Below are 250 nucleotides of genomic sequence, written 5' to 3' on the forward strand. Positions count from 1 at the left end.
GCGCTGATCGTGGAGTTCGTCGCGGCTCACCGCGATGAACACGGAGTCGATCCGATCTGTGCGGCATTGCGCGATACGTCCGCCCAGATCGCTCCGTCCACGGTACGAGCCCACCTGAGCCCCCAGAAGACCGAGGCGCCTCGTGTGGTGCGTGACCGGGATCTCCTTACCCAGGTCCGCGCGGTGCATGCCGACAACCTCGGCGTCTACGGTGCCCGCAAGGTGCATGCCCAATTGCGCAGACAGGGCC

1 protein-coding gene is annotated in these 250 nt (G+C 66.4%); it reads left to right on the forward strand.

Going from position 1 to position 250, the window contains the following annotated elements:
- Positions 1 to 250 (forward strand): IS3 family transposase (locus GOSPT_RS23425; RefSeq protein WP_005209458.1); only part of this gene is annotated, 250 nt, incomplete at both ends.

This window comes from Gordonia sputi NBRC 100414, assembly GCF_000248055.1.
Classification (GTDB): Bacteria; Actinomycetota; Actinomycetes; order Mycobacteriales; family Mycobacteriaceae; genus Gordonia; species Gordonia sputi.